Annotated in this window: 15 protein-coding genes and 2 tRNA genes; 5 read left to right on the forward strand and 12 right to left on the reverse strand. The window is 69.8% G+C overall.

The genetic code is table 11. The annotated features are described in order from the left end of the window. Positions 1-15 precede the first annotated feature (15 nt). The 6 genes from QFZ74_RS10745 to QFZ74_RS10770 all read right to left on the reverse strand — a co-directional run bounded on the left by QFZ74_RS10745 (position 16) and on the right by QFZ74_RS10770 (position 7,618). Positions 16-2,640 carry a valine--tRNA ligase gene (locus QFZ74_RS10745; RefSeq protein WP_307620582.1) on the reverse strand — a complete coding sequence of 875 codons (2,625 nt, stop codon included), beginning with the start codon at positions 2,638-2,640 and terminating at the stop codon, positions 16-18. A gap of 114 nt (positions 2,641-2,754) precedes the next feature. Next, positions 2,755-4,041, reverse strand: a complete 1,287-nt coding sequence (clpX, locus tag QFZ74_RS10750; RefSeq protein ID WP_307620584.1) for an ATP-dependent Clp protease ATP-binding subunit ClpX — start codon at positions 4,039-4,041, stop codon at positions 2,755-2,757. 231 nt (positions 4,042-4,272) lie between these two features. Next, entirely contained in the window at positions 4,273-4,938 is a 666-nt protein-coding gene (locus QFZ74_RS10755) for an ATP-dependent Clp protease proteolytic subunit (protein WP_307620585.1), read from the reverse strand. Between the two features lie 70 nt (positions 4,939-5,008). After that, on the reverse strand, positions 5,009-5,614 hold the full coding sequence (locus QFZ74_RS10760; protein ID WP_307624108.1) for an ATP-dependent Clp protease proteolytic subunit: 606 nt from the start codon (positions 5,612-5,614) through the stop codon (positions 5,009-5,011). Positions 5,615-5,973: 359 nt separating this feature from the next. After that, complete coding sequence (tig, locus tag QFZ74_RS10765) at positions 5,974-7,362, reverse strand: trigger factor (RefSeq protein WP_307620586.1); 1,389 nt, start codon at positions 7,360-7,362, stop codon at positions 5,974-5,976. Between the two features lie 179 nt (positions 7,363-7,541). Continuing rightward, positions 7,542-7,618: transfer RNA gene (locus QFZ74_RS10770), tRNA-Pro, on the reverse strand. Between the two features lie 168 nt (positions 7,619-7,786). Between QFZ74_RS10770 and QFZ74_RS10775 the strand changes: the two genes are divergently transcribed. Continuing rightward, positions 7,787-7,857 (forward strand) — tRNA-Gly (locus tag QFZ74_RS10775). 75 nt (positions 7,858-7,932) lie between these two features. On the opposite strand, the gene QFZ74_RS10780 is transcribed toward QFZ74_RS10775, so the two are convergent. Beyond that, positions 7,933-8,127, reverse strand: coding sequence for a hypothetical protein (locus QFZ74_RS10780; protein WP_307620587.1), 195 nt, complete (start codon positions 8,125-8,127; stop codon positions 7,933-7,935). A gap of 544 nt (positions 8,128-8,671) precedes the next feature. On the opposite strand from QFZ74_RS10780, the gene QFZ74_RS10785 reads away from it, so the two are divergent. Then, the gene (locus tag QFZ74_RS10785; protein WP_307624109.1) at positions 8,672-9,811 is read left to right on the forward strand and encodes an acyltransferase family protein; all 1,140 of its coding nucleotides are present in this window, start codon (positions 8,672-8,674) and stop codon (positions 9,809-9,811) included. 34 nt (positions 9,812-9,845) lie between these two features. On the opposite strand, the gene QFZ74_RS10790 is transcribed toward QFZ74_RS10785, so the two are convergent. Further along, complete coding sequence (locus QFZ74_RS10790; RefSeq protein ID WP_307620588.1) at positions 9,846-10,301, reverse strand: HD domain-containing protein; 456 nt, start codon at positions 10,299-10,301, stop codon at positions 9,846-9,848. Positions 10,302-10,332: 31 nt separating this feature from the next. Then, positions 10,333-11,511 (reverse strand): PP2C family protein-serine/threonine phosphatase, encoded by a 1,179-nt coding sequence (locus tag QFZ74_RS10795; protein WP_307620589.1) that lies wholly within the window; start codon positions 11,509-11,511, stop codon positions 10,333-10,335. Between the two features lie 161 nt (positions 11,512-11,672). On the opposite strand from QFZ74_RS10795, the gene QFZ74_RS10800 reads away from it, so the two are divergent. Continuing rightward, positions 11,673-12,914 carry a GNAT family N-acetyltransferase gene (locus tag QFZ74_RS10800; RefSeq protein WP_307620590.1) on the forward strand — a complete coding sequence of 414 codons (1,242 nt, stop codon included), beginning with the start codon at positions 11,673-11,675 and terminating at the stop codon, positions 12,912-12,914. Positions 12,915-13,161: 247 nt separating this feature from the next. Here the strand turns inward: QFZ74_RS10800 and QFZ74_RS10805 are convergent, their stop codons facing one another. Both QFZ74_RS10805 and QFZ74_RS10810 read right to left on the reverse strand, forming a co-directional pair. Then, a complete protein-coding gene (locus QFZ74_RS10805; protein WP_307620591.1) occupies positions 13,162-13,971 on the reverse strand; it encodes an Fpg/Nei family DNA glycosylase in 810 nt (269 codons plus the stop codon). A gap of 30 nt (positions 13,972-14,001) precedes the next feature. Next, positions 14,002-14,490, reverse strand: coding sequence for a ribose-5-phosphate isomerase (locus tag QFZ74_RS10810; RefSeq protein ID WP_307620592.1), 489 nt, complete (start codon positions 14,488-14,490; stop codon positions 14,002-14,004). A 255-nt stretch (positions 14,491-14,745) separates the two neighbouring features. On the opposite strand from QFZ74_RS10810, the gene QFZ74_RS10815 reads away from it, so the two are divergent. Then, positions 14,746-16,182: an amino acid permease gene (locus QFZ74_RS10815; protein WP_307620593.1), complete on the forward strand. Its 1,437-nt coding sequence runs from the start codon at positions 14,746-14,748 to the stop codon at positions 16,180-16,182. Between the two features lie 78 nt (positions 16,183-16,260). Here the strand turns inward: QFZ74_RS10815 and QFZ74_RS10820 are convergent, their stop codons facing one another. Further along, positions 16,261-16,848, reverse strand: coding sequence for a biotin transporter BioY (locus QFZ74_RS10820; protein WP_307620594.1), 588 nt, complete (start codon positions 16,846-16,848; stop codon positions 16,261-16,263). A gap of 269 nt (positions 16,849-17,117) precedes the next feature. On the opposite strand from QFZ74_RS10820, the gene QFZ74_RS10825 reads away from it, so the two are divergent. Next, positions 17,118-18,530 (forward strand): amino acid permease, encoded by a 1,413-nt coding sequence (locus tag QFZ74_RS10825; RefSeq protein WP_307620596.1) that lies wholly within the window; start codon positions 17,118-17,120, stop codon positions 18,528-18,530. Positions 18,531-18,551 lie beyond the last annotated feature (21 nt).

Genomic DNA, 18,551 nt, shown 5'->3' on the forward strand with positions numbered 1-18,551 from the left:
CCTGCGTGCAAACCCTTACGCCTGCGGCAGCCTGTCCAGCTGGGCCTGGATTCGGGTGATGTCCTCGTCCGCCTTGGCGAGGCGGCCGCGGATCTTGTCGACCACGTTCTCCGGGGCCTTGGCCAGGAAGGCCTCGTTGCCGAGCTTGGCGCCTGCCTGGGCCTTCTCCTTCTCGGCGGCCGCGAGGTCCTTCGCCAGGCGCTTGCGCTCGGCGGCGACGTCGATGGTGCCGGAGAGGTCGAGGGCGACCTCGGCGCCGGCGACCGGGAGGGTGGCCGTCGCCGTGAAGGACTCGCCCTCGGGCTGCAGGCGCAGCAGCTGGCGGATGGCGGCCTCGTGCGGGGCGAGGGCCGTGCCGTCGAGCGTGAGGCGGGCCGGGACGCGCTGGCCGGGCTGCAGGCCCTGGTCGGCGCGGAAGCGGCGCACCTCGGTGATGACGGACTGGAGGGACTCGATCTCCTGCTCGGCCGCGGCGTCACGGAAGCCGGAGTCGGTCGGCCAGTCGGCGATGACCAGGGACTCGCCGCCGGTCAGCGTGGTCCACAGGGTCTCCGTGACGAACGGGACCACCGGGTGCAGCAGCTTCAGCGTGACGTCGAGGACCTCGCCGAGGACGCGCTTGCTGACCTCGGCCGGCTCGCCGCCCGCCTGGAACGTCGTCTTGGACAGCTCGACGTACCAGTCGAAGACCTCGTCCCACGCGAAGTGGAAGAGGGCGTCGGAGAGCTTCGCGAACTGGAAGTCCTCGTAGTACGCGTCGACTTCGGCGACGACCGAGTTCAGGCGGGAGAGGATCCAGCGGTCGGTCGCCGACATCTTCGAGGCGTCCGGCAGCGGGCCCTCCACCGTCGCGCCGTTCATCAGCGCGAAGCGGGTGGCGTTCCAGATCTTGTTGGCGAAGTTGCGCGAGCCCTGGACCCAGTCCTCGCCGATCGGGACGTCGACGCCGGGGTTGGCGCCGCGGGCGAGGGTGAAGCGGAGGGCGTCGGAGCCGTACTTGTCCATCCAGTCCAGCGGGTTGACCGCGTTGCCGAAGGACTTCGACATCTTCTTGCCGAACTGGTCGCGGACCATGCCGTGCAGGGCGATGGTGTGGAACGGCGGGGTGCCGTCCATCGCGTACAGGCCGAACATCATCATCCGGGCGACCCAGAAGAAGAGGATGTCGTAGCCGGTGACCAGGACGGAGTTCGGATAGAACTTCGCGAGTGACTCGGTCTGTTCGGGCCAGCCCATCGTGGAGAAGGGCCACAGGCCGGAGGAGAACCAGGTGTCGAGGACGTCGGTGTCCTGGTGCCAGCCCTCGCCGGTGGGGGGCTCCTCGCCGGGGCCGACGCAGACGACTTCGCCCTCGGGGCCGTACCAGACCGGGATGCGGTGGCCCCACCACAACTGCCGTGAGATGCACCAGTCGTGGAGGTTGTCGACCCAGTCGAAGTAGCGCTTCTCCATCTCCTGCGGGTGGATCTTGACCTTGCCGTCGCGGACCGCGTCACCGGCGGCCTGGGCGAGCGGGCCGACCTTGACCCACCACTGCATCGACAGGCGCGGCTCGATGGTGGTCTTGCAGCGCGAGCAGTGGCCGACGGAGTGGACGTAGGGGCGCTTCTCGGCGACGATCCGGCCCTCGGCGCGCAGGGCGGCGACGATGGCGGAGCGGGCCTCGAGGCGGTCCAGGCCCTGGAAGGGGCCGTGGGCGGTGATGACGGCGTGCTCGTCCATGACGGTGATGGACGGCAGGTCGTGCCGCTGGCCGATCTCGAAGTCGTTCGGGTCGTGGGCCGGGGTGACCTTGACCGCGCCGGTGCCGAACTCGGGGTCGACGTGCTCGTCGGCGACGACCGGGATGGAGCGGTCGGTCAGCGGGAGCCTGATGAGCTTGCCGACGAGGTGCTTGTAGCGCTCGTCCTCGGGGTGGACCGCGACGGCCGTGTCGCCGAGCATCGTCTCGGCGCGGGTGGTGGCGACGACGATCGTCTCGTCGCCCTCCCCGTACGTCATGGAGACGAGCTCGCCGTCGTCGTCCTGGTACTCGACCTCGATGTCGGAGATCGCGGTGAGGCAGCGCGGGCACCAGTTGATGATGCGCTCGGCGCGGTAGATCAGCTCGTCGTCGTACAGGCGCTTGAAGATGGTCTGGACGGCCTGGGAGAGGCCCTCGTCCATGGTGAAGCGCTCACGGGACCAGGCGACGCCGTCGCCGAGGCGGCGCATCTGGCCGCTGATCTGGCCGCCGGACTCGGACTTCCACTGCCAGACGCGGTCGACGAAGGCCTCACGGCCCAGGTCGTGGCGGGACTTGCCCTCCTTGCCGAGCTCGCGCTCGACGACGTTCTGGGTGGCGATGCCCGCGTGGTCCATGCCGGGCTGCCACAGGGTCTCGAAGCCCTGCATGCGCTTGCGGCGGGTCAGGGCGTCGATGAGCGTGTGCTCGAAGGCGTGGCCCAGGTGGAGGCTGCCGGTGACGTTCGGCGGCGGGATGACGACGGTGTACGGAGGCTTGTCGCTCTTCTCGTCCGCCTCGAAGTAACCCCGCTCCACCCAGCGCTCGTACAGCGGCCCCTCTACGTCGGCCGGCGCGTACTGGGTCGGCAGTTCGGTCTCGGGCGCGGTTGGCTGCTGCTGAGCGTTCTCGGTCACGGGGGTCAGTTTAGAGGGGTCACCTCCGTGCCTCGAAACCCGTTTCTCCCGCGACGGCGAAAGGGCGCCCGGCGGCGATCCGCCGGGCGCCCTCGATGTTCTCGGTGATACGGGCTAGGCCGTCTTCTGTTCGCCGGATCCGCGGCCGCGCGCATCGCGCGGGATGAGCGTGGGGTTCACGTTCGAGTGAACGACGTCCGCGGTGATGACGACGCGGGCCACGTCCTTGCGGGACGGGACCTCGTACATCACCGACATCAGGACCTCCTCCATGATGGCGCGCAGGCCGCGCGCGCCGGTCTGGCGGAGGATGGCCTGGTCGGCGATGGCCTCCAGGGCCTCGCGCTCGAAGTCCAGCTCCACGCCGTCGAGTTCGAACAGGCGCTGGTACTGCTTGACGAGGGCGTTGCGCGGCTCGACCAGGATCTGGAGCAGGGCCTCGCGGTCGAGGTTGTGCACCGACGTGATCACGGGGAGGCGGCCGATGAACTCGGGGATCATGCCGAACTTGACCAGGTCCTCCGGCATGACGTCCTCGAAGATGTCCTTCTCCTCCAGCTCGCGCTTGGAGCGGATCGTCGCGCCGAAGCCGATGCCCTTGGCGCCGGCCCGGGACTCGATGATCTTGTCCAGTCCGGCGAAGGCGCCGCCCACGATGAACAGGACGTTCGTCGTGTCGATCTGGATGAACTCCTGGTGGGGGTGCTTGCGGCCGCCCTGCGGCGGGACCGAGGCGGTGGTGCCCTCCAGGATCTTCAGCAGCGCCTGCTGGACGCCCTCGCCGCTCACGTCCCGCGTGATGGAGGGGTTCTCGCTCTTGCGCGCGACCTTGTCGATCTCGTCGATGTAGATGATCCCGGTCTCGGCCTTCTTGACGTCGTAGTCGGCCGCCTGGATCAGCTTCAGGAGGATGTTCTCGACGTCCTCGCCGACGTATCCGGCCTCCGTCAGCGCGGTCGCGTCCGCGATGGCGAAGGGGACGTTCAGCATGCGGGCGAGGGTCTGCGCGAGGAGCGTCTTGCCGGAGCCCGTGGGACCGAGCAGGAGGATGTTGGACTTCGCCAACTCGATGGCGTCCTCGCGGCTTTGGGCGCCGCCGTTCTCGCCGGCCTGGACGCGCTTGTAGTGGTTGTACACCGCGACCGAGAGGGCCTTCTTGGCGGGCTCCTGGCCCACCACGTAACCCTCGAGGAACTCGTAGATCTCGCGGGGCTTGGGGAGTTCCTCCCAGCGCACCTCGCTCGTCTCGGCGAGCTCCTCCTCGATGATCTCGTTGCAGAGGTCGATGCACTCGTCGCAGATGTACACACCGGGCCCTGCGATGAGCTTCTTGACCTGCTTCTGGCTCTTGCCGCAGAACGAGCACTTGAGCAGATCGCCGCCGTCACCGATGCGTGCCACGGTGTGCTTCCCCTTCGCCTGGGAGCCGCCTGGACGTCACAGGTCCAACGACTCCTGGTGCTGCCTTATGTCCGACGGTACCTTGCCAGGCCCCCCGTTCGGGCCCCCCTTGGCACGGTTCACTTTGACGTGGACCTTGTCGCGCACGGGGTCAAACCGTGCCAAGGGCGGCAGAGGCTGCTTCCCGCCCCCGGGCGGACGGCCTCGGCCATACGGGGGACTCCCCCACCGTCAGCGGACGGATTCGTTGTTCATCTTCCGGGTGGAGATGATCTGGTCGACGAGGCCGTACTGGAGCGCCTCCTCGGCCGTGAGGATCTTGTCGCGCTCGATGTCCTCGCGGACCTTCTCGATCGGCTGGTTGGAGTGCTTGGCCAGCATCTCCTCCAGCTGCGTACGCATCCGGGTGAACTCGTTGGCGATGATCTCCAGGTCGGAGAGCTGCCCGCGGCCGGTGGAGCCGGCCGGCTGGTGGATGAGCACGCGGGAGTTCGGCAGCGCCATGCGCTTGCCCGGCGTACCGGCGGCGAGCAGGATGGCCGCGGCCGAGGCGGCCTGGCCCATGCACACCGTCTGGATGTCGGGCTTCACGAACTGCATCGTGTCGTAGATCGCCGTGAGGGCGGTCATGTCGCCGCCGGGGCTGTTGATGTAGATCGAGATGTCCCGGTCGGGGTCCATCGACTCCAGGCACAGCAGCTGCGCCATGACGTCGTTGGCGGAGGCGTCGTCGATCTGGACGCCGAGGAAGATCACGCGCTCCTCGAAGAGCTTCGCGTACGGGTCGTACTCGCGGACGCCCTGGGAGGTGCGCTCGACGAAGCGCGGGATGACGTAACGGCTCTCGGGCCGCGGCCCGTCGTACAGGCCGCTGGCGGCGCCGGGGAAGTTGCTCATGTGCGTGTTCACCGTCCTGGTGGCGTTCAAGGGGCTGGGGGCGTGGCGGTGCGTGGCGCGGCCGGGCCGGTCAGGCACCGGTGCCGCCGCCTCCCGGAACACCCGAGGCGTGCGTGATGATCTCGTCAATGAGACCGTACTCCTTGGCCTCTTCCGGGGTGAACCAGCGGTCGCGGTCGCCGTCGCGGACGATCGTCTCCACGGTCTGGCCCGAGTGCTCCGCGGTGAGCTCGGCCATGCGCTTCTTGGTGCGCAGCAGGTACTCGGCCTGGATCTTGATGTCCGAGACCGTACCGCCGAGGCCCGCGGAGCCCTGGTGCATCATGATGTCCGCGTGCGGCAGCGCGAAGCGCTTGCCGGCGGCGCCCCCCGTGAGCAGGAACTGGCCCATCGAGGCCGCCATGCCCATGGCGATCGTGACCACGTCGTTCGGGATGTACTGCATGGTGTCGTAGATCGCCATGCCAGCCGTCACCGAGCCGCCGGGGCTGTTGATGTAGAGGTAGATGTCCTTGTCCGGGTCGGCGGCAAGGAGCAGCAGCTGCGCGGTGATCTTGTTGGCGATGTCGTCGTCGACCTGCTGGCCGAGGAAGATGATCCGCTCGTTGAGCAGCCGGTTGTAGACCTGGTCGCCGAGGCCACCACCGATGGAAGGCTCGCCGGCGGCTGAGGGCATCAGATTCGTCACGTATCCACCTGCTCGTCTTACGACGGCGCCGGGCCGTCTCACGTGTTCCCGTCCGGGGGCTTGCGGGGACTCCAGTCCCCTTGCCCCCGTATTCATGGACCCTAACGCGCTGGTCCCTTCGGGGAATCCCGGTGATGGGGGTGTTCGCCCGGGGCGTAGCGCTCCGCGGTGGGGGCGGGTTCGGATCGTGAGGGGTGGGACGGGTGATTGTCGGGCTTGCGGGTGCGTGGGGGCTGGTCGCGCAGTTCCTCGCGTCCCTTTGGGTTGGCTGCGCCTGCGTACGTCGAACGGGCCCCGGTATCAAGACACCGGGGCCCGTTCCAGACGCTCAGAGGGGAGCGGGAGGCTCAGGCCTCCGGCTTGTCCTCGGTGGCCTCGACCGTCTCGACGGTCTCGACCGTCTCCGTGGTGGTCTCGGCCTCGTCCTCGTCGGACAGGTCGACGACCTCGCCGTTGGTGTCCTTGACCGTGGCGGCCTCGACCACGAGGGCCAGGGCCTTGCCGCGGGCGACCTCGCCGACGAGGAGCGGAACCTGGCCGCCCTCGACGACGGCCTGGGCGAACTGGTCGGGGGACATGCCGGAGGAGGCCGCACGCCGCATGAGGTGCTCGGTGAGCTCCTCCTGGTTGACGTTCAGGTTCTCCTTCTTGACCAGCTCGTCGAGGACAAACTGGGTCTTGATGCCCTTGACCGCGGCGTCGCGGGTCTCGGTGTCGAACTCCTCGGCGGACTTGCCCTGGATCTCCAGGTACTTGTCGAGGTCCAGACCCATGCGGCCGAGCTGGTGGTGCTCGAGGTTGTGCTTACGGGTGTTGACCTCGTCCTCGAGGAGCTTCTCGGGGACGGGGACCTCGACCAGCTCGAGCAGCTTGTCCAGCACGCGCTCCTGGGCCTGCGTGGCCTGGTCGTACTGCTTCATGTCGGCGAGGCGCTTGCGGCTGTCGGCCTTGAGCTCGTCGAGGGTGTCGAACTCGGAGGCGAGCTGCGCGAAGTCGTCGTCCAGCTCCGGCAGTTCGCGCGCGGCGACCTGGGTGACCTTGACGGTGACCTCGGCCTCCTTGCCGACCGCGGAGCCGCCCTTCAGCTCGGAGGTGAAAGTCGCCTCGGCGCCGGCCTCCAGGCCCTTCACGGCCTCGTCGATGCCGTCCAGCAGCTCCCCGGAGCCGATGGTGTAGGTGACGCCCTGGGCGACACCGTCCTCGAGGACCTCGCCGTCGACCTTGGCCTCCAGGTCGATCGTGACGACGTCGCCGTCCTCGGCGGCGCGCTCCACCGGGGAGGTGGACGCGAAGCGCTCGCGGAGCTGCTCGACCGACTTCTCGATGTCCTCGTCGGTGACCTCGACGGCGTCGACCTCGACCTCGATACCGGAGAAGTCCGGGATCTCGACGGCCGGGCGGATGTCGACCTCGGCGGTGAAGTTCAGCGTCTCGCCGTCCTTCAGCTCGGTGATGTCGACGTCGGGCTGACCCAGCGGGCTGAGCTCGGCCTCGTTGACCGCCTCGGTGTAGAACTTCGGAAGCGCGTCGTTGACGGCCTCCTCGAGCACGGCGCCACGACCGAACCGCTGGTCGATGACCCGGGCGGGGATCTTGCCCTTGCGGAAGCCCTTCACCGTGACCTGCTGGTTGATCTTCTTGTACGCCGCGTCGAGGCTGTCCTTGAGCTCCTCGAAGGGCACCTCGACAGTGAGCCGAACCCGGGTCGGGTTCAGGGTCTCCACGGCGCTCTTCACGGTTCGGTCTCCTTGTGGCTGACTGCTTGGTTTCGCCGGAGCCAGACAGGTCCGGCGGATCTCGCCGCCCGGAGGAGTTCGTAGGCCGAGTGGGCCAGGACACACGGGCGCGCAACCTGCATAGTAACCGGAGCGGGTCGGCGCCCCAAAAGGCGACCTTGACGAGCCTTGTCAGCCGGTGGTCGGGGTGGCGGGATTTGAACCCACGGCCTTCCGCTCCCAAAGCGGACGCGCTACCAAGCTGCGCCACACCCCGTCTGGTGCGACACGTAGGGTACATGCCCGCAGACGGTGCGGCCGCCGCTTTCCCGGGGCCGTGAGAGCCGCGGTGCGGCGAGCCGGGAACCGGGGTGTGCGGCGAGCGCCCGCGACCCGCTACGATGCGTCGTGTGCCGCGGTCACGCGACCTGCCGGTACGCCGCATGCGGGCGTAGCTCAATGGTAGAGCCCTAGTCTTCCAAACTAGCTACGCGGGTTCGATTCCCGTCGCCCGCTCTGTACGGCCGAGGGGCCCGGTTCATCTGCGAACCGGGTCCTTCCGCATTTCGATCATCTTCGATCACTCATCGCTCAGAAGCTGATCGAATTGATCGTCTCGGCTATGGAGTTCATGAACCGGTTGATGGACGGGGCCATGCCGGTCGAAGCGAGGAAGAACCCGAAGAGCACCGCGACGATCGCCGGGCCGGCCTTGATGCTCCCCCCTCGGATCAGCACCACAAGGATGATCGCCAACAGCAGCACCACGGACAGTGAAATGGCCACACTGATCACACCCTCGGTCGGTCCGCTCTCCCGGCCCTGAGGCGCACCACCGCGCCCCCGCCAGAGTCATCGTGCCACCAACTCGGCTGCTGTATGCGGCCCGTGACAGATCGTTGGCCATCGGTTGGGGCGCCGCGGCGCGCCGGGCGCCAACCGCCGTGCGCCGCAAGGAAATTCGAGGACCCACCCACAGGGATCACGGTCGGGAATTGTGTGACTTCGTTTCCGTGTCCACACAACCTGTTCGCAGGTAATTCGAATTGACGGCGCGGGGCGCCACCTTATGCACCAATTAGTCCGGATAGATCGGTACATCGAGGGCGCTGTACGACCCGTGATGGCCCGTGATGTGCCGACCCTCACATATGCAGAGATCCCGACTTCATCGAATTTCCGGGTGATCCCGGACCTTAAACCTGGAATGACGTCGGAGGTTTTCCCAAATCCTCAGGGCGACGCTAGGGTGCCTGAGATGTTTGAAGCCGCCTCGTCCCCCGGCCAGAACCGAAGTCCACTCCCACCGGCGCAGCAGCCGGCCGACGGAGTGCCCTCCCCGCGTACCCCGCTGAGTACGCAGAAGCGAGTGCCACAGCCGGACAGACCGGGCAAGCAGCGCGACGCCTTCTTCGACAACGCCAAGTACCTGGCGATCGTGCTCGTGGCCGTCGGCCACTTCTGGGAGCCGCTGAAGGGCGACAGCCGCGCCCTCAGGGCCGCGTACGACGTGGTGTACACCTTCCACATGCCGGCGTTCATAATCATCTCCGGCTACTTCTCCCGCAGCTTCGACATGCGGCCGGACCGGCTCAAGCGGCTGATCACCGGCGTGGCGGTGCCGTACCTGATCTTCGAGGCGGCGTACTCGCTGTTCCAGCGCTTCGGGGCGCCGGACCCGGGCCAGCACCTGACGCTGCTGGACCCCATGTACCTGACGTGGTTCCTGTGCGCGCTGTTCGTCTGGCGGCTGATCACGCCGATCCTGAAGGTCGTGCGCTGGCCGCTGCCGCTCGCGCTCGGCATCGCCATGCTGGGCACCGTCTGCCCGGGCGTCGGCAACGACCTGGACATGCAGCGGGTCCTGCAGTTCCTGCCGTGCTTCGTTCTGGGCCTGTGCCTCAAGCCCGAGCACTTCAAGCTGGTGCGCCGCCGCTCGATGCGGATCGCCGCGGTGCCGGTGTTCGCCGCCGCGCTGGTGTTCGCCTACTGGGCGGCGCCGCGGATGACCACCGCCTGGTTCTACCGCCGTGACTCGGCGCCGGAGCTGGGGGCGCCCTGGTGGACCGGTCCGATCATGACGCTGGCCCTCTTCGGTTGCTCCGTGGTGCTGACCGCCTGCTTCTTCGCCTGGGTGCCGGGCCGCAAGATGTGGTTCACGGCGCTGGGCGCGGGCACGCTCTACGGCTACCTGCTGCACGGCTTCCTGCGGAAGGCCGGCGAGTACCAGGGCTGGTTCGACCACCCCTGGCTGCACACCCACTTCGGCATCGTCCTGACGACCGTCCTCGCGGCCGCCGCGGTCACCCTGCTGTGCACCTCGCCCGTGCAGCGCGTGTTCCGGTTCGCGATGGAGCCGAAGATGGACTGGGCGTTCAAGAAGGACCCCGTCGAGATCGCCCGCGAGCGAGAGAAGCGCGAGATGCGGGAGAAGCAGACGAGCGCGGTACGGGAGACCGTCAGCGCGTAACCCCCCGCGTCCGGTCCGGACCGGGACGTACGGCTCAGACAGGGAGGCCGAGAAGTGCACGCATCCGCGTGTACTTCTCGGCCAATCGCGTTCTTACGGGGGCTTCCAGGACCGCCAGGCGCGCGGGGTCGGCGTTGTGCGCCAGGTCGGCCTCCTTCACCAGCAGCGCGCCCGGGACGGCGAGGATGCGGCGCGCGTACGCCTCCGGCTCCTCCCCCGGCCGCTTGGTGAGAGCGAGGACGATGTCCTTCGTGCGCCGGCTCAGGGCGGCCCGGCCGAGCCACTCCTCGGTGAGCGCGTCGTCCTCGACGGCGTCGTGCAGCCAGGCCGCCGCGATCTGCTCCGCGTCGCCGCCGCGGGCGCGCACGCCCTCCGCGACGGCCTGAAGATGCTCGGCGTACGGGCGGGCCGCCTTGTCCGTCTGCCCGGCATGGGCGGCGCGGGCGAGGGCCTCGATCTCGGCCAGGGTCAGCCGGGGCTTCTCGGTCATCGCCCCAGTGTGGCGTGCGAACGGCTCGGGATCAGCGCACGATCGCGGCCGACGGGCCCTCGCGGCAGATCAGCAGCAGTGCCCGGTCGTCGTTGACGTCCTTGGCGACCGCCTCGATCAGATGCCAGGCGGCGCCCGCGAAGCCGCCGGCGACGTACCGGTCGGCCTCCCCGGTGAGCCGGTCGATGCCCTCGACGATGTCGCGGTCGGATGTCTCCACCAGGCCGTCCGTGAACAGCATCAGGACGTCGCCGGGGCGCAGCGAGCCCTTGACCGGGTCGAACTGGGCGCCGTCGTACACGCCGAGCAGCGGGCCCTCGGCGGCCTTCTCCTCCCAGCGGCCGCTGCCCGCGTTCAGCTGGAGACCCGGCGGATGGCCGGCGGTGTAGAGCTCGTAGTCCCCGGAGTCGAGGTCGAGGACGAGGTGGATCGAGGTGGCGAAGCCCTCGTCCCAGTCCTGGCGGAGCAGGTAGCCGTTGGCGGCCGGCAGGAACGCGTGCGGGGGCAGCGAGCCCAGCAGGCCGCCGAACGCGCCCGACAGCAGCAGCGCCCGCGAGCCCGCGTCCATGCCCTTGCCGGAGACGTCGGTGAGGACGACCTCCAGCGTGCGGCCGCCGTTGGTCCGGGCCGCGACCACGAAGTCGCCGGAGAAGGACTGGCCGCCCGCGGGCCTGAGCGCCATCTCGCGGTGCCAGCCCCGCGGCAGCGTGGGCAGTTCGCTCTGTACGCGGATCCGCTCGCGCAGGTCGAAGAGCATGGTGCCGCCGCGCCGCCAGGGCACACCGACGCGGCTGCGGAACTGGGCGGTGAGCAGCCCGAAGAGGCCACAGGCGGCGACCACCAGGACCACACCGGGCGTCACCCGGGCGGGACCCTCGGTGTACGGGCCGAGTTGGACCGACTCCACGATCAGCGCGGTCGCCGCCGTCGCGTACAGCCCGAGCAGGCTGGCCGGGCGCAGCAGCAGCCCGCCGGCGACGACCGGCAGCACCAGCGTGGCCGGTGCGCACCACACCGGGTCGGCGAGGGTCACGGCCGCCAGCACCGGGATCATGAGCAGCAGGCCGGTCAGGGCGATCCAGTCCGAGCCGTCGCCGCGGAAGTAGTCCACGGCGCTTCTGCGCACGCCGACGCGGGCCCGGTGCCACTGCATCTTCCACCGGGCCGTGAACGTCTCGGCCTTCCCGCGCCGTTCTCGTGCTGCTGCCATTAGTTCGGGACCCTATCCATCGGACCGGCCGCTTGGCACGGGAGGTCCCACTTGTCCCCCGTGCGGTGCGGACTTCACAGTGAACTTCACGTGGCACCCTCGCGCTGCCGTCCGGCGGAAATTCGCTGGCTCCGCTCCACAGGCGCTGATAGGCATGGCGCATGGCGACTGAGCACGGGACCGGGCCGCGGGTGCTGCGGCCCGAGGAGTGGGACCGCTGGTACGAGAACCTGGTCCGTGCCTTCGGCGGCGGTCCGGGCTCCCCCGAGGAGCGTGAACTCGACCGCTCACTCACCGAGTTCGACCGTACCCTGGCCGTCTGGGACGGGGACGTGTGCGTGGGGACGGCGGGCGCCTTCGGATTCCGGATGACCGTGCCGGGCGGCGCCCTGGTGCCCGCGGCCGGGGTCACGATGGTCAGCGTGGCCGCCACGCACCGGCGGCGCGGGGTGCTGACCTCGATGATGCGGCGTCAGCTCGACGACGTACGCGGCTGGGGTGAGCCGCTCGCGGTGCTGACCGCCTCCGAGCCCGCGATCTACGGCCGCTTCGGCTACGGCGCCGCGACCTACCGGCTCGGCGCCGAGATCGACACGAGCCGGGTGACCCTGGCCCGGCCCGCCGGCACCGACGACGTACGCCTGAGGTACGCGGCGCCCGCCGACGTCCTCGATGAGTGTGAGGCGGTGTACGCCGCCCTGGTGCCGCGCCGGCCGGGGATGCTGGCCCGGCAGCCGGGCTGGGAGCGGGTCGGGCTGAACGACCCGGAGAGCCGCCGGGGCGGGGCGTCACCGTTGCAGTGCGTGCTGGCCGAGCGGGACGGCGCGGTCACCGGGTACGCCCGCTACCGCACCCGGCTCGGCTGGGGCGCGAGCGGGCACGACGGCACGGTGACCCTGGAGGAACTGGCCGCGCTGGACCCGGCGTCGGACGCCGCGCTGTGGGGGTTCCTGTGCGGCATCGACCTGATGTCGACGCTGACGGTGCGCGGGCGGCCGGTGGACGACGCCTGGCAGTACCTGGTCTCCGACATCCGGCGCTGCCGGCCGACGCTGCGGGACGACTGTCATCTGCGGCTCGTTGACGTGGGCGCGGCGCTTCAGGCGCGTACCTACCAGGCGCCGGTGGACGTCGTGTTGGAGGTGGAGGACGCCTTCTGCCCCTGGAACACGGGGCGTTGGCGGCTGAGCGGCGACACCAAGGGCGCGTCGTGCGGGCGTACCGAGGAGGCGGCCGATCTCGCCCTGTCCGTACGGGAGTTGGGCACGGCCTACCTCGGCGGGGTGTCGCTGCTGTCGCTGGCTCGTGCCGGACTGGTGCGGGAGCTGCGGCCGGGGGCGCTGGCGGAGGCGTCGGTGGCGTTCGGTTCGCCGGTGGCGCCCTGGCTGCCGCACGGCTTCTAGGGTCTGTCGTTTGGATCAGGCCGGCTGTGAGGTGCGGTACTTCTCGACCGACCCGAGCGGGGTCTGGTGCGTGCAGCTGCAAGGCGGAGGAGGGCGTCAACGCGATGGGGGTCCCCCCGCGCGAGCGGAGCCGAGCGTGGGGGAGTTGGCAACCGACGACAACGCGGCAGATGTGCGTGCCAGACCCCGCGACGCCGGGATGATCCAAACGACAGGCCCTAGGGGTTTCTCGGGGATTGCCGGGGCGTCAGCCCTTCTGGCAGGCCGGGCACCAGAAGAGGTTGCGGGCGGCGAGGCCCGCGGTGCGGATCTCGGTGCCGCACAGATGGCAGGGCAGCGTGGCCCGGCGGTAGACGTACACCTCGCCGCCGTGGTCGTCGACGCGCGGCGGGCGTCCCATCGCCTCCGGCGTGTGCTCGGGGCGGACGGTGTCGATCCGGTTGAGGCGGACGCCCTCACGCATGAGCAGGGCCAGGTCGGCCCAGATCGCGTCCCACTCGGCGGGGCTGATGTCCCGGCCGGGACGGTACGGGTCGATGCCGTGCCGGAAGAGGACCTCGGCGCGGTAGACGTTGCCGACGCCCGCGATGACCTTCTGGTCCATGAGCAGGGCGGCGATCGACGTACGGCTGCGGCGGATCCTGGCGTAGGCGGCCGCCGGGTCGGGGTCGGGGCGCAGTGGGTCGGGGCCGAGGCGGTCGTGGACCGCGCGCTTGTCGGCGTCCGTGATCAGGGCGCAGGTGGTGGGGCCGCGCAGGTCGACGTACGACGTGGTGTTGGCGAGCCGGAGGCGGACGGTGTCGGTGGGCGGCGGCGCGGGGGCGTCGCCGAAGCCGACCTTGCCGAAGAGGCCGAGGTGGATGTGCACCCACTCGCCGTCCCGGAAGCCGAGGAAGAGGTGCTTGCCGTGGGCCTCGGTCCGGGTGAGCTCCGCGCCGTCGAGCAGGACCGCGGCGGCGGAGAACTTGCCCTGGGGACTGGTGACACGGGCAGCCGTACCGGCGAAGCGGTCGGCGTAGTCCGAGGCCAGCCGGTGGATGGTGTGCCCCTCTGGCACGGCGCTCGCCCTTCCAGTCCCCGGCGGCGGTCAGTCCTGCTGCGGGTGGTGCGCCGGGATGGGGGGCAGCGCGCCCGTCGTCTCGTAGTCCGCGAGCATCTCGATGCGGCGGATGTGGCGCTCGTCGCCGGAGAAGGGCGTGCCGAGGAAGGTCTCGACGAACTTGGTCGCCTCCTCCGTGGTGTGCATGCGCGCGCCCACGGCCACGACGTTGGCGTCGTTGTGCTGGCGGCCGAGCGCCGCCGTCTCCTCGCTCCAGGCGAGGGCGGCACGGACGCCCTTGACCTTGTTGGCGGCGATCTGCTCTCCGTTGCCGGAGCCGCCGATCACGATGCCGAGGGAGTCGGGGTCCGCGGCCGTGCGCTCCGCGGCGCGGAGGCAGAACGGCGGGTAGTCGTCCTGGGCGTCGTAGATGTGCGGGCCGCAGTCGACGGGCTCGTGCCCGGCGGCCTTCAGCCACTCGACGAGGTGGTTCTTGAGTTCGAAGCCCGCATGGTCGGAGCCGAGGTACACGCGCATGATCCGAGTGTGACACGGCACATGGAGGGCGGCAGCCGCGAGTCCGGGGGGCGATATGTGAGTTCCGCCATAGAACTTGCCGGGAAGGTGAAGTAACAATCCGGAATCAGAGGTTCCCGGATCCGTTCGCCTCGGATTCACTGAACCACCGCGTACGCCGGGCGCCACGCCCTGCGTACCAGGACCCGTACACCGCCGTACAACGGCGACCCCCGCTCGTACGGGCCAAGCCCCCGGCGCAAAGGAAATCCGTCCATGACCCCTGGTTCCGGACTTCAGGCAGGCCTCAAGAACCGACATCTGTCGATGATCGCCATCGGTGGTGTGATCGGCGCCGGCCTCTTCGTCGGCTCCAGCACCGGCATCGCCACGGCGGGCCCCGGCATCCTGCTCTCGTACGCCCTCGTCGGCACGCTCGTGGTGCTGGTGATGCGCATGCTCGGCGAGATGTCCGCCGCCAACCCGACCTCAGGCTCCTTCTCCGCACACGCGGACCGGGCCCTCGGCCGCTGGGCCGGGTTCTCGATCGGCTGGCTGTACTGGTTCTTCTGGGTCGTCGTTCTCGCCGTCGAGGCGACCGCGGGTGCCAAGATCCTGCACGGCTGGATCCCCGGGGTCCCGCAGTGGGGCTGGGCCCTGCTCGTGATGGCCGTCCTGACGGCCACCAACCTGGTCTCGGTCGGCTCCTACGGCGAGTTCGAGTTCTGGTTCGCCGGCATCAAGGTCGTGGCGATCGGCGCGTTCATCGTCATCGGCGCGCTCGCGGTCTTCGGTGTGCTGCCGGGCGTCGACAGCGACAAGGCCGGCCTGAGCAACCTCACCGCGCACGGCGGCTTCCTGCCGCACGGACCGGGCGCGATCCTCACCGGCGTGCTGCTGGTCGTCTTCTCCTTCATGGGCAGTGAGATCGCCACCCTGGCCGCGGGCGAGTCCGAGGACCCGCAGCGTGCGGTCACCAAGTCGACCAACAGCATCATCTGGCGGATCGGCGTCTTCTACCTGGGCTCGATCCTCGTGGTCGTCTCGCTGCTGCCGTGGAACGACCCGTCCATCGCGAAGGACGGCTCGTACGTCGCCGCGCTGGGCTCGCTCGGCATCCCGCACGCCGGTCAGATCATGAACTTCATCGTGCTGACCTCGGTGCTGTCCTGCCTCAACTCCGGCCTCTACACGGCCTCCCGCATGGCCTTCTCGCTGGGCCAGCGCGGCGACGCGCCGAAGGCGTTCGCGAAGACCACCTCGCGCGGTGTGCCGATGGCGGCGATCATCGCCTCCGTCCTCTTCGGCTTCGTCGCCGTCTTCTTCAACTACAAGTTCCCGGACTCGGTCTTCCTCTTCCTGGTCAACTCCAGCGGTGCGGTCGCCCTGTTCGTCTGGCTGGTGATCTGCTTCTCGCAGCTGCGGATGCGGAAGATCATCCAGCGCGAGGCGCCGGAGAAGCTCGTCGTGAAGATGTGGCTGTACCCCTACCTGACCTGGGCCACGGCCGCGCTGATCGTCTTCGTCCTGGGCTACATGCTCACCGACACCGAGGGCGAGAGCAGCGGACGTGTCACCGTGGAGCTGTCGCTCGGCGTCGCCGCGCTCGTGGTGCTGATCGCCGTGGTCAAGCAGAAGGTCCTGGACGCGCGCAAGCCCGCCGAGGTCCCGGCCGCGCCGGAGGCGGAGGCGGACAAGGTGTCCGTCGGCTAGCCGTTCACCTGACACACGAAGGAAGGAGGGGAGGGAGCCCGTTGCGGGCTCCCTCCCCTCCTTCCTTCGTGTGGCGCGTCAGCGCTTGCCGGCGAGCTTCCAGGCCGTGGGCAGGGCGCCCATCGCCAGGATCGCCTTGAGGGCGTCGCCGATGAGGAACGGGGTCAGGCCCGCCGCGATCGCCGCGGTCGCCGACATGCCGGTGGCGATGGCCAGGTACGGGACGCCGACGGCGTAGATGACCGCCTCGCCCAGCAGCATCGTGCCCGCCATGCGCAGCACGGAGCGGTCGGCGCCGCGCCGGGCCAGGGCGCCGACGAGGGTGGAGGCGAGCAGCATGCCGAGGATGTAGCCGAAGGACGCGCCGCCCGCGCCGGAGGTGCCGCCCGCGAACCAGGGCAGGCCGGCGATGCCCGCGAGGGCGTACAGCGCGAAAGAGAGGAAGCCGCGGCGGGCGCCGAGCGCGGTGCCCACGAGCAGGGCCGCGAAGGTCTGGCCGGTCACCGGCACCGGGGAACCGGGCACCGGGACGGCGATCTGGGCCGCGAGTCCGGTGAGCGCGGCGCCGCCGAGCACGAGGGCGGCCTCGCGCACGCGCGAGGCCGGAATCAGGTCGGCGAGGACTTCACCGGGGCGAGCGGTGGTGGCTGCGGTAGCGGTGCTCATGAGGTCTCCGCGGGTGTGGACACAGTGGGACACCGTGACGCTATACCGGGGGGTTCGGCGCGATCACCGTCTGTGCTCGACAAAGGCGACGGCGACGGCTTGGTCGGCTCCATACAAAGGGGACAGGTGACACCGGGTGCGAGGTGATCCCCGTCACTGCGGGTGGGTGGCCTTCGTCCCTTCATCGCGGGGACAAGGGCTCTGTAGGTAGCCTCCAAATAGGCTTTACGCCCGTCCTTCCCCGCCTCACGCACTGGACCAGCCTCCCCATGCCCAACAGCACCCCCACCACGGATACCGGGACGCCCCCGCAAGCGCGGGACGGCGTCTCTCTTTCTTCCGGCCTCTCTTCCGGCCTCAAGCAGCGCCATCTGTCGATGATGGCCCTCGGCGGCGTGATCGGCGCGGGCCTGTTCGTCGGGTCCGGCGCGGGCATCGCCGCCGCCGGTCCGTCGATCGTCGTCGCCTACGCCCTCTCCGGCCTCCTGGTGATGCTGGTGATGCGGATGCTCGGCGAGATGTCGGCCGCGTACCCCTCGACGGGCTCCTTCTCCGCGCACGCCGGGCGGGCGATCGGCCCATGGGCGGGCTTCGCCACCGGCTGGTCGTTCTGGGTGCTCCAGTGCACCGTGGTCGGCCTGGAGGGCATCGGCGCCGCGCACATCGTCAGCGGCTGGCTGCCCGGCACGCCCGAGTGGGCCTGGGTGGCGCTCTTCGTGGTCGTCTTCTGCGGCACGAACCTGGCGGCGGTGCGCAACTTCGGCGAGTTCGAGTTCTGGTTCGCCGCGCTCAAGGTCGGTGCCATCGTGCTGTTCCTCGCGCTCGGCGTGCTGGCCGTCGCCGGGGTCCTGCCGGGCACCGAGGCGCCCGGCGCCTCCAACCTGACCGACTTCCTGCCCCACGGCAGTCAGGGCCTGGTCATCGGCCTGCTCGCCTCCGTCTTCTCCTACGGCGGCCTGGAGACGGTCACCATCGCGGCCGCGGAGTCGGACAACCCGGTGCAGGGCGTGGCCCGGGCCGCGCGCACGGCGATGTGGCGGATCGCGCTGTTCTACGTCGGCTCGATGGCGGTCGTCGTCACGCTCGTCCCGTGGGACTCCAAGGAGGTCGTGACGAAGGGCCCGTACGTCGCCGCCCTCGACCAGCTGGGCATCCCGGGCGCCGGCCAGCTCATGAACGTCGTGGTCCTGCTGGCCCTGCTGTCGGCGATGAACGCCAACGTCTACGGCGGCTCGCGCATCCTCTACTCCCTGGTGGAGCGGGGCCAGGGGCCGAAGGCGCTGGCCAAGGTGTCCTCGGGCGTGCCGCGCGCCGCGGTGCTCGTGTCCTGCGTCTTCGGGTTCGGCTGTGTGGTGCTCAGCTACTGGCGGCCGCAGGACGTCTTCCCCTGGCTGCTGAACATGATCGGCGCGGTCACCCTCGTCGTCTGGATCGTCATCGCGATCTCGCAACTGCGCCTGCGCCGCCGCCTGGAGCGGGAGTCGCCGGAGAAGCTCGCGGTGCGGATGTGGGCGTTCCCGGTGCTGACGTGGGCGGCGCTGGCCGGCATGGCCGGGGTCTTCTTCCTGATGGCCCGCCAGCCGGACACCCGGGTCCAGCTGTACTCCACCGGCGCGATGATGCTGCTGCTCTCCGCCGCCGGCTACGCCTGGCAGCGCGCCCGCGGCCGGGCCCGCGACTGACGCCCCGCCCCGCCCCGTACG

The organism is Streptomyces sp. V3I7, assembly GCF_030817495.1.
GTDB lineage: Bacteria > Actinomycetota > Actinomycetes > Streptomycetales > Streptomycetaceae > Streptomyces.

What these genes read in the sequence shown, in the direction of transcription:
- QFZ74_RS10755 (WP_307620585.1), bottom strand. Translation starts at nt 4,938, where the DNA reads ATGAGCAACTTCCCCGGCGCCGCCAGCGGCCTGTACGACGGGCCGCGG.
- QFZ74_RS10760 (WP_307624108.1), bottom strand. Translation starts at nt 5,614, where the DNA reads ATGCCCTCAGCCGCCGGCGAGCCTTCCATCGGTGGTGGCCTCGGCGAC.
- QFZ74_RS10790 (WP_307620588.1), bottom strand. Translation starts at nt 10,301, where the DNA reads ATGACCGAGAAGCCCCGGCTGACCCTGGCCGAGATCGAGGCCCTCGCC.
- QFZ74_RS10795 (WP_307620589.1), bottom strand. Translation starts at nt 11,511, where the DNA reads ATGGCAGCAGCACGAGAACGGCGCGGGAAGGCCGAGACGTTCACGGCC.
- QFZ74_RS10800 (WP_307620590.1), top strand. Translation starts at nt 11,673, where the DNA reads ATGGCGACTGAGCACGGGACCGGGCCGCGGGTGCTGCGGCCCGAGGAG.
- QFZ74_RS10810 (WP_307620592.1), bottom strand. Translation starts at nt 14,490, where the DNA reads ATGCGCGTGTACCTCGGCTCCGACCATGCGGGCTTCGAACTCAAGAAC.
- QFZ74_RS10815 (WP_307620593.1), top strand. Translation starts at nt 14,746, where the DNA reads ATGACCCCTGGTTCCGGACTTCAGGCAGGCCTCAAGAACCGACATCTG.
- QFZ74_RS10820 (WP_307620594.1), bottom strand. Translation starts at nt 16,848, where the DNA reads ATGAGCACCGCTACCGCAGCCACCACCGCTCGCCCCGGTGAAGTCCTC.
- QFZ74_RS10825 (WP_307620596.1), top strand. Translation starts at nt 17,118, where the DNA reads ATGCCCAACAGCACCCCCACCACGGATACCGGGACGCCCCCGCAAGCG.